Annotated in this window: 1 protein-coding gene; it reads left to right on the forward strand. The window is 45.2% G+C overall.

The features are described from left to right. Positions 1-252 (forward strand): LysR substrate-binding domain-containing protein (locus tag HBA93_RS22295; RefSeq protein ID WP_286202146.1); only part of this gene is annotated, 252 nt, incomplete at both ends.

A 252-nucleotide genomic window follows, 5' to 3' on the forward strand; every position in this document is an offset into this window, starting at 1 on the left:
GTGATGCCGGATATTGTTGCTAATTTTATGCATGAACGCCCTGCTATTTCCATTTCATTACAAACACGCAGTTCAGCACGAATAGTAGAATGGGTTGCCGCCAGACAAATTGATTTCGGAGTGTGTTTTTGTTTCAATCAGCCGCCCGGGATTATCGTCGAACCGCTGATTGATATGGAGCTGTATTGCGCTCTGCCTCCTGGCGATCCACTGGAAAGTAAAGACATTATTGAGGTTAAAGATCTGCAAGGG

This window comes from Ochrobactrum sp. SFR4 (genome assembly GCF_019730395.1).
In the GTDB taxonomy this organism is placed as follows: domain Bacteria; phylum Pseudomonadota; class Alphaproteobacteria; order Rhizobiales; family Rhizobiaceae; genus Pseudochrobactrum.